At 66.2% G+C, this 8,733-nt stretch carries 8 protein-coding genes; 4 read left to right on the top strand and 4 right to left on the bottom strand.

The window, feature by feature from the left end:
* Positions 1-301 precede the first annotated feature (301 nt).
* The 3 genes from ACILR9_RS18900 to ACILR9_RS18890 all read left to right on the top strand — a co-directional run bounded on the left by ACILR9_RS18900 (position 302) and on the right by ACILR9_RS18890 (position 2,450).
* Positions 302-1,087, top strand: coding sequence for an adenine nucleotide alpha hydrolase (locus tag ACILR9_RS18900; RefSeq protein ID WP_395711503.1), 786 nt, complete (start codon positions 302-304; stop codon positions 1,085-1,087).
* The gene (larB, locus tag ACILR9_RS18895) at positions 1,084-1,740 is read left to right on the top strand and encodes a nickel pincer cofactor biosynthesis protein LarB (protein WP_395711497.1); all 657 of its coding nucleotides are present in this window, start codon (positions 1,084-1,086) and stop codon (positions 1,738-1,740) included. Before ACILR9_RS18900 ends, larB begins: the two co-directional genes overlap by 4 nt.
* A 65-nt stretch (positions 1,741-1,805) precedes the next feature.
* A complete protein-coding gene (locus ACILR9_RS18890; protein WP_395711496.1) occupies positions 1,806-2,450 on the top strand; it encodes a helix-turn-helix domain-containing protein in 645 nt (214 codons plus the stop codon).
* On the opposite strand, the gene ACILR9_RS18885 is transcribed toward ACILR9_RS18890, so the two are convergent.
* On the bottom strand, positions 2,447-2,830 hold the full coding sequence (locus tag ACILR9_RS18885; RefSeq protein WP_395711495.1) for a RidA family protein: 384 nt from the start codon (positions 2,828-2,830) through the stop codon (positions 2,447-2,449). The genes ACILR9_RS18890 and ACILR9_RS18885 overlap by 4 nt on opposite strands.
* A 403-nt stretch (positions 2,831-3,233) precedes the next feature.
* On the opposite strand from ACILR9_RS18885, the gene ACILR9_RS18880 reads away from it, so the two are divergent.
* Positions 3,234-4,463 (top strand): serine hydrolase domain-containing protein, encoded by a 1,230-nt coding sequence (locus ACILR9_RS18880; protein WP_395711494.1) that lies wholly within the window; start codon positions 3,234-3,236, stop codon positions 4,461-4,463.
* 19 nt (positions 4,464-4,482) lie between these two features.
* On the opposite strand, the gene ACILR9_RS18875 is transcribed toward ACILR9_RS18880, so the two are convergent.
* The 3 genes from ACILR9_RS18875 to ACILR9_RS18865 all read right to left on the bottom strand — a co-directional run bounded on the left by ACILR9_RS18875 (position 4,483) and on the right by ACILR9_RS18865 (position 8,444).
* Positions 4,483-5,907 carry a dihydroorotase family protein gene (locus ACILR9_RS18875; protein WP_395711493.1) on the bottom strand — a complete coding sequence of 475 codons (1,425 nt, stop codon included), beginning with the start codon at positions 5,905-5,907 and terminating at the stop codon, positions 4,483-4,485.
* A 202-nt stretch (positions 5,908-6,109) separates the two neighbouring features.
* Positions 6,110-7,474 (bottom strand): IS4 family transposase, encoded by a 1,365-nt coding sequence (locus ACILR9_RS18870; RefSeq protein WP_395711492.1) that lies wholly within the window; start codon positions 7,472-7,474, stop codon positions 6,110-6,112.
* 478 nt (positions 7,475-7,952) lie between these two features.
* Positions 7,953-8,444, bottom strand: a complete 492-nt coding sequence (locus ACILR9_RS18865; protein WP_395711491.1) for a hypothetical protein — start codon at positions 8,442-8,444, stop codon at positions 7,953-7,955.
* Positions 8,445-8,733: the final 289 nt, after the last annotated feature.

Raw genomic sequence — 8,733 nt, 5'->3', positions numbered from 1 at the left:
GGGCGAGCGTCATGCTGTCGACCCCGCCGCTGCCCGCGATCGCGAGGTTCGGCAGGTCAGCGAGAATGGCTTCCAGCGCCGTCATGGCCATGCGCATATGGGTGCGCCTTTCATTCTCCTCCCCAACGCTTGCGTTGGGGAGGTGCCCCGTCATACGGGGCGGAGGGGTCATGAGCAAACACCCGGGTGATTGAATATGCGTCACGGCGCTTCGACTGAGGCTCTTGACCCCGCCGCCCCCTTGCGGGGGCACCTCCCCAGCGGAGCTGGGGAGGAAAATGAAAGGCGCACCCATATGCGCATGGCCATGACGGCGCTGGAAGCCATTCTCGCTGACCTGCCGAACCTCGCGATCGCGGTCAGCGGCGGGGTCGACAGCATGACGCTCGCCCATGCCGCGCACCGTGCCGGCCTGCCCGGCCTGCTGGTCGTGCATGCGCTGTCTCCCGCCGTGCCGGCGGAGGCGACGGCCCGCGTGCGCGATCATGCGAGCCGCTTCGGCTGGCGGCTCACCGAAGTGGACGCGGGTGAATTCGCCGATCCCGCGTACCGCGCCAACCCGGTCAATCGCTGCTATTTCTGCAAGACCAATCTCTACGCCCGCATCGCCCACGTGACCGCGGGGCCGATCGCCTCGGGCGCCAATCTGGATGATCTCGGCGACTACCGGCCCGGCCTGATCGCCGCCGCCGAGCACCGCGTCCGCCACCCGTTCGTCGAGGCCGGCATGGACAAGGCCGCCGTGCGTGCCCTCGCGCGCGATTTCGATCTTGCCGACATTTCCGAGCTGCCCGCGCAGCCCTGCCTGTCGAGCCGCGTCGAGACAGGCATTGCGATCAGTGCCCGGGACCTGGCCTTCGTCGCGCGCATGGAGCGCGCACTTGCCCCCCACGTGCCGCAAGGAGCGGATCTGCGCTGCCGCATCACCCATGGCGGTATCGTCGTCGAGGCACCTGACTCGGACGAGGCGATGCGACACATCGCGGATGAGTTGTGCGCCAGCGAACGGCGCCGCTTCCTGGGCTTCCGCCCCTATCGCCGCGGCGCCGCTTTCCTGCACGGACCTTCCCTGAGCCGACGGGCGTGAGCGACTTCGTTCTCGACTGGGACCGCGAGGCGCGCACCGGAGTCGCCGAGGCCGTGCTGTGCGAGCCGAAGACGCCGGCACAGATCGCCGCAATCCTGGAGGCCGCGGCCACATCAGGCGCGCGCCTGCTGCTGACGCGGCTCGCGCCGGCGCAGCACGATGACCTGCCGGAGGCGCTGCGCAGGCGGCTCGATTTCGACGCGCTGTCGCGCACCGCGATCCTGGGTGGACCGCATCCCGGCACGCCGGTCGAGGGCACCTTGATCGTCGCCGCCGGCACCGCCGACCTTGGCGCCGCGCACGAGGCGGCGCGCACGCTGGCTTTCCACGGGCACGCCGCGCCGGTGATCGCCGACGTCGGGGTCGCCGGGCTGTGGCGGCTCGACGCGCAGGTCGGCCGGCTGCGCGACGCCCGCGTCATCATCGTGGTGGCCGGCATGGAAGGCGCGCTGTTCAGCGTCATTGCCGGCCTGGTTGCCGCGCCGGTGATCGCGCTGCCGACCTCCGTGGGCTACGGGGTGGCTGCCGGCGGCGCGGCGGCCCTGAATGCCGCGCTGTCGAGCTGCGCCCCGGGTGTCTTGGCGATGAATATCGACAATGGCTTCGGTGCCGCGGCGGCAGCGATCAAGATCCTGGGAATCGCACGCCGATAGCGGCTGCTCATCGGCGCAGGCCGCTCTCGGCTGCTTGTACCACCCGTCAACTTGACGGGTAGGCGGTGCTCGAAGACGGTGTCGTCGTGATAACGGTGTTCTGGAGCCTGATTGGTTTACGTGAAACCACTCGGTATCCATTCTGTCATCCTGAGCAAGGCACTTGCTTCGCAAGTGCCTTGCTCAGGATGATAGAAGTTCGAACGCCGGCCCAAGGGAGGCGCTTCAATCCAATCCAAGAGAAGTTCTGCTCCAGGTACAGGGAAAGTGGTCTGGACAATGTATGGCTGGTGAACGGTTTCCACACCAGGATCACATCCTACGGCGAGGCAATTGCCATCGAGGACGTCGAAGGATTGTACAACGCCATCGCGCGCAGCCTGGTGGAGAAGGCCGGCATGCTCGGCGGCAAAGAGATCAGGTTCTTGCGCAAGCACCTGGGTCTTTCCCAACGTGCGCTCGGTGCCGTGCTGGGATCGAACGAGGAGACGGTCTCCAATTGGGAGAGGGGCAAGTCCGAAATCCCGCCAGGCGCGGATCGCCTGCTGCGAGCCTACTGGCGCGAGTCCAAGCAGGGCGACGCCAGGCTGAAAGACCTGGTCGAACGGCTCGCCGAGCTCGACGACCCCATCGACGAGCTCGAGTTCAGGCTGAGGCGAGCGTCGGAACGCGAAGGTCACGCGCAGAAGGGGTGGCGGCTGGTTGCCTAGCCGCCGACGTAGGCCACGGCCTCGATCTCCACCTTCATGCGCGGATCGACCAATGCCTTGACCTCGACGAGCGTCGACGCCGGCCGATGTTCGCCGAAATAGCGTTGGCGAATCGGGTTGATGCTCGCCCTTTCGGCAATGTCGGTCATGAAGACCAGCACCTTGACGACCTGGTCGGCCCGTCCGCCGGCATGGCGCAAGCAGGTGTCGATCGATTTCAGCGCGATCTCGAACTGGCTGACCGTGTCCGCCGGGATGGTCCCGTCCGCCCGCATGCCCACCATGCCCGAGAGGTAGACGAAGTCGCCGGCGCGGACGACATGACAGTAATGGCTGACCGGCTCGAGCTCCCCGGCAACCATGAAGCGCTCGATGGGCATGAACGTGTTCTCCTCTCTTCAGACATTTCCCCGGACCTCCAGGGCATTCGCATCTCTCACTTTCCTCCCCAAGCGCAGCTTGGGGAGGTGTCGCCGTCTTCGGCGACGGAGGGGTCATGAGCCCCAGTTCCGCTGCTGATGACCCCTCCGCCCCGTATGACGGGGCACCTCCCCAGCGAAGCTGGGGAGGAGAATGAACGGCGCGCCGATATGCGAACGCCCTGCCCGGACCCCGGGCAACGACGTGCCAAATTCCCGCTTCTCCGCGGCTGTTGTCGCGGCATGCCGATCATAGCAAGCTCGGCCGCATCGACGATCCTCTTCGGGAGAAGCCGTGCAAGACAATCCGACAATTCGGGCCTCCCTGACGCCGCGGTCCTCCCAGACGACACGGGCCTCGCTGATGTCCAGCTTTCCGCCGCCGACCGAGGGGCAGGTCACGCTCGCCAACTGGCGGACGGCGCCGTTCAATCGCTGGTCGTTCCACCATGTGCGCGAGATCGTCCCGTCTGCCGACATCCCGCACGACCCGGCGCGCGTATGGCCCCTGGGCGCGCGCGGCGGCAGCCTCGAAGCGCTTCGCATCGGCGTGCCCGATGGCGCCAACTCTGGCCTCGACCCGGGCCTCGACCCGGGCCTCGACTCGGGCCTCGACTTTGGCCTCGACGATTTTCTCGCGGCGACGGGCACCGACGGCATTGTCGTCCTCCATCGCGGCGCCATCGTGCTCGAGCGTTACGCCAACGGCATGAACGAACGCTCGCCGCACATCCTGATGTCGGTGACGAAGTCCATGCTCGGGCTGCTGGCGGCCGTGCTGAGCGCGCAGGGCGCCCTCGACGTCGATCGCCTTGCCGTCGACTATGTTCCCGAGCTGCGCGAGACCGCCTGGGCTGGCGCAAGAGTCGGGCAGCTGCTCGACATGCGCACGGCGGTCGCCTTCGACGAGGATTATCTCGCCACCTCGGGGCCGATCGTCGCGTATCGCAAGGCGACCGGCTGGAACCCCCTCGAGCCCGGCGAACGGGCGAGCGATCTGCGCAGCTTCTTCTCCACGCTGACGCAGTCCAACGGACCGCACGGGGGAAAGTTCTCCTACGTGTCGCCCAACACCGACCTGCTCGGCTGGATCATCGAGCGCGCGGCGGGCAGGCGCTACAGTGATCTCATGAGCGAGCTGGTATGGCAGCCGATGGGCGCGGCCGAGCCCGCCTGCATCACGGTCGATCGGCTCGGCGCGCCGCGCTGTGCGGGCGGCATGTGCACGACGACGCGCGACCTCGCGCGCGTCGGCCAGCTCATCGTCGAGGGCGGTGCCCGCGGCGCCCGACAAGTGGTGCCGACGGCCTGGATCGAGGACATCACCCGCAACGGCGACACCGAGGCCTGGAATGCGGGGAGCTTCGTGCCGTATTTCCCGGGTGCGGCCATGCACTACCGCGACAAATGGTACGTCGAACGCGGCGCGGCGCCCCTGCTGTTCGGGCTCGGCATCCACGGACAGAACCTGTTCATCGATCGCAAGCGGGAGATCGTGATCGCCAAGCATTCCTCGCAAGCCTCGCCGCTGGACGCGGATCTCATCGCGTTGACCAGCCGCTTCGTCAGCGAGGTTCGCAAGGCACTGTCCTGACGCGGTCCGATGCCGCCCGCTAGACGGCAGGCCGGCTGCGGATGTCGTCCGCCACCCTGCGCTTGAGGAATTGCCCGTCGCGCAGGTCGCCGTGGAAGGCACCGTCCTCGACGACGACCTTGCCGCGCAGGATGGTGACGGTCGGCCACGCCGTCACGACGTGCCCATCCCAGGGCGAATAATCGGTCTCGTGCAGGTCGGCGGCGCGGATCGTCTTCGAGAGGCCGGTCTCGAGCAGCACGATGTCGGCGTCGGAGCCCACCGCCAACGCGCCCTTGCGCGGATAGAGGCCCAGGATCCTGGCGGCGTTGCTCGAGATCATGTCGACGAAATGCGCCGGGGAATAGCCGCGCCTGGTGACCATCTGCGTGTACATCAGGCCGACGCGCGGCTCGACGCCGGCATTGCCGCCCGTCACGTCGTCGATCCGGCTGCCCTGGAGCTTGGCGCGCAACGGGCAGCACAGCTCGTCGGTGGCGATGGCCTGGATGGCGCCTCGGTTGGTCGCTTCCCAGAGCCGCTTCTGGTCTTCCGGATACTTGAGCGACGGATAGGTGTGATACATCTGCCCGCCCGGCTTCTTGTAGTCCTCGGCGTTGTACATCAGGTACTGGTGCAGGGTCTCGCCATACATCGGGAAGCCACGGGCGCGCGACGCCTCGAGCGCCGCCACGCCGGTCGCCGCCGAGACGTGCACCATATAGAGTGCCGCACCCTCGACGTTCTCGGCGAGCCGGATCACGCGATTGAAGGAGAGCTCCTCGCTCAGCGTGTTGTGGACCTCGGCCAGGTGCTCGAAGTTGACGCGGTTCTCGCGCATCAACTTGTCGTACATGAACATGACGATGTCGTTGTCCTCGGCATGGATGCACGCGATGCCGCCCTCCGCCGCCACCACCTTCAGGGCTTCCCAGATATGGCCATGCGGCATCATGAGCTGGCTGCCCATGCCCGGGATGATATCCGTGGTGAAGATCTTCACGCTGGCATGGCCATCCTGGATGGCATCGGCGAGCTGGCCGAAATGTGCCGTCGGCGCGGCACCCACCAGCATCAGGTGAAAGCCGTAGTCGCAGTGGCAGGCATCTTTCCACGTCGCCTGCCAGCGCTCGATCGACTGCTGGATCGTCCGCTCGTGCGTGCATTGCACGAAGTCGATCAACGTCGTGGTGCCGCCGTGCAAGGCCGCCCGGCTGACCTGCGCCGCCGGATCGGTGTGGACGACGGGCTGCCCCGAGACTTTCCATTCGAGCCCGCAATGAATGTGCGGGTCGATGCCGCCGGGAATGACCAGGCGGTTCCCGGCCGATACCGTGCGCACCGACGGGGGCAAGGTGCCGGGCCCGCCGACCAGAACGATGCGCCCGTCCTTGACGCCGATATCGGCTGCCTGAGTTCCGCTCGGCAGCACACACGTGCCGCCCGTGATGGCAAGGTCCAGCATCAGGTTGCTCCTGCCGGAGGGGAGCCGGAGGAATAAGGGACGCGGGTCGCCGCGCCGCGATGCGTCGGCGAATCTCGTCCGGCTCGAGATCCGGCAGATACTCTGCCGCCCGCCACGACGGAGTCAATCGCCGGGAGCGCGCCACTTAAGGCAGAGTAACCTCAGCCGACGTGGCGCTCATTTACCTCCCCAGCTTCGCTGGCTAACTTGAGCACAGATGTTGCGCTGCGAGATGGTAACCATCAGCGATAGCGTAGAAGCGTTCGAGTCCGTCGCGCATAGTGATGGGGCCATTTGATTTGTGGTATCCGGTCCATCCGCCGAGTCGAGCGATGATCCAGGCAGCGGCAGCGAGACTGTTGGGAGGAAAGGGATTTCGCTGTTTTGCGGTGCGCCCTTGTCTGGTGCTGAGCAAGGCGGCGATGACGATGAGCTGCTGAGATGAGAAGACGCGGCTTGCCGGGGTGGCTTGTTGGTCGGCGGAGCGAGCGGCGACGAGCTGCATGGTGATGGCAGCGGTGATGAGAGCGATGGCGGCGAGCTTTTCGAGAGCGTTGCCGTCCTCGAGGACGCTCTGTTCGAGGCGCAGGCCCTGTTGCTTGAGGGTTCGAAAGAGCTGCTCGATGTCCCACCGCCTGCGGTACCAGCCGATCACGGTGACGGCCTTTTCGAGGCTGTCGAGGCGATGGGTGGTCAAGAGGCGCCAGATGATGGGTGTCTGGCCGGGCGGCGGGTCGATCTCGCGGGCTTCGATGGCGAACAGGTCGATCTCGGGCGAGGCTTGGCGATCGGAGCACGATTTAGGGCGTCGAATGGTGAGCGGTCCGAAGCGGACGGCGATCGTGGCCTTTCGGGCGATGCGCTTCTTGCCTGGTCGGGCGGTCAGATCGAGCTCGAAGCGGTGGACCTCGTCGAAGCTGGCCAAGGTTTCGAACAATTTGCGGCCGTCGCCCAGGCTACGATTGCGACAGGCGCGGGTCAGCAGGTGGGTGTGTTGGTCGGGCAGGCGATCCCATTTCTCGTAGATGTCGGCCTCGCGGTCATCGACGACGGTGATCAGGGCGGCGTCGGCCAGGACGGCCTTGGCGCGGTCGGCTCCCTTGAGCCATCGATTGGACTCCTTGCACTCGATCGGCAGTTCTTTGTAGTTGGCGGCCTTGCCGGTGGTGCGGCGCCAGATCTGTGCGTCGACCAGGCCCAGGCATTCGCCGTTGTCGGCGTCGACAGCGAGCACCGGATGGATGAACAGCCCGACGTCGGTGCCATTGCCGACCGTGCCGAGCGAGTGCTTGCGGCGGCGTTGTGCTGGTAGCGATCTCGCTGGTGTCCTGGATTGCCAGCACGTGGTGTCGACCGCAGCGACGCCGGCCAGGAGGGCGCGATGCGAGATCATTTCCTCCACTGTGACCTCCTTGCTCGACAGAAAGCGCAGGAACTCGACCTGTTCGGCCCGGACTCGGTGAGCTTGCGTATACAGACAGTTCGTGGTCGTTGGTGCATGCGCTCGAGCAGCAGTGGGCGCCAGGGCCAGCCGAGCGTTGCCGAAATAACCGATCTCGCCGATCATGGTGATCCTCTTTGGGTTGAAGAGGATCGTCAGAGATCACATTGGCTCTGCCGCTGCAACAGGGGGTTTCGAAGTGATCTGCCAGGCGATCTGAGGATCTTTATTGTTGCTCTCGACAGTTGTATTGGATTCCAAAATTATAGGAGAAGCGTGCTCCTCAACACACACTCCCAACCTCCCCCCGTCTTCGTGCGGCGCAACATCTGTGCTGAAACTAGGCTTCGCTGGGGAGGTGTCGCCGTCTTCGGCGACGGAGGGGTCATGAGTCATGGGAGAGGGTTGAGCCTGAGGCTCATGACCCCTCCGTCGCGTATGACGCGACACCTCCCCAGCGAAGCTGGGGAGGAAAGAATATGAGCGCCACGTCGGCTGAGGTTACTCTGCCTTAAGTGGCGCGCTCCCGGCCGTGAGCATCGCCGCCGGCGGAGGTTACTCCGCCCCAAGTGGCGCGCCCTTGATGGAACCGCGAGCGGTTCCATCAAATTGTCTTCGCGCAGGCCTCGAGCGCCGCGAAGACCGCGGCGGCGTCGGTGACGTCGAAGTAGAGCTTTCCCGCCACGCCCTCGGCGCGGACCTCCATCTCGCCTTTGGGCGCAGTGGCTACATCGCTGCGGAAGCTCGCGCCGACGTTCGACAGGATCACCAGATAGTCGCCGGCAGCCTTGCCCAGCGCCCTCACGTCCTTCGCGCCGCCAAAGCTGAAGACGAGCGGTATGTCGGCATCCGGCGTGACGGTTTTTGGCCAGAAGTGGACCATGACGTTCCAACGCCCTTGCTTGTTCAGCTGGACGGAGAGCGCATTGAACGGCGACGCGTTCAGCTCGTAGGCCGGGCGGTTGAACGCGATGCAGGATGCGCCGCCGGCGCTGACGCGCCAGTGGGCGATGCGCTGGTCGAACCCGGATTGCGCGGCCGCAGCCGACGGCAGCGCGGTGGCGGCAAGCACGGCGATGCGAAGCCAGGGGCGCATGCTCATCTCCTGCGTGTCAGGTCGCCGGCCGCATCGAACAATCCTCGACCGACACGGAAGCCCGGTCCGGCCAGATCCGGCATCGGCTTGCTCCGCTCCCGGCAGCCGTGGTCGGCCATCGGCGCATCCTGCTCCCGGCCTCGCGTCGTGGCGAGGTCCCTTCGCGGAGCAGCGCGTTGAAGACGGCGTCAGGGTGTCGTCATCCGTCGCGCAGAAATCGTACCGCGGTGCGGGCCGGGCGGGCTCTTCCCAGCCCATCTTCCTCCATAGGCAGTCCGCCGCTCAGTCG

The sequence above is a fragment of the Reyranella sp. genome (genome assembly GCF_044224635.1).
GTDB lineage: Bacteria > Pseudomonadota > Alphaproteobacteria > Reyranellales > Reyranellaceae > Reyranella.
Note: the sequence above shows the minus strand (reverse complement) of the source record. Positions and strands in the feature narration are given on the sequence as shown.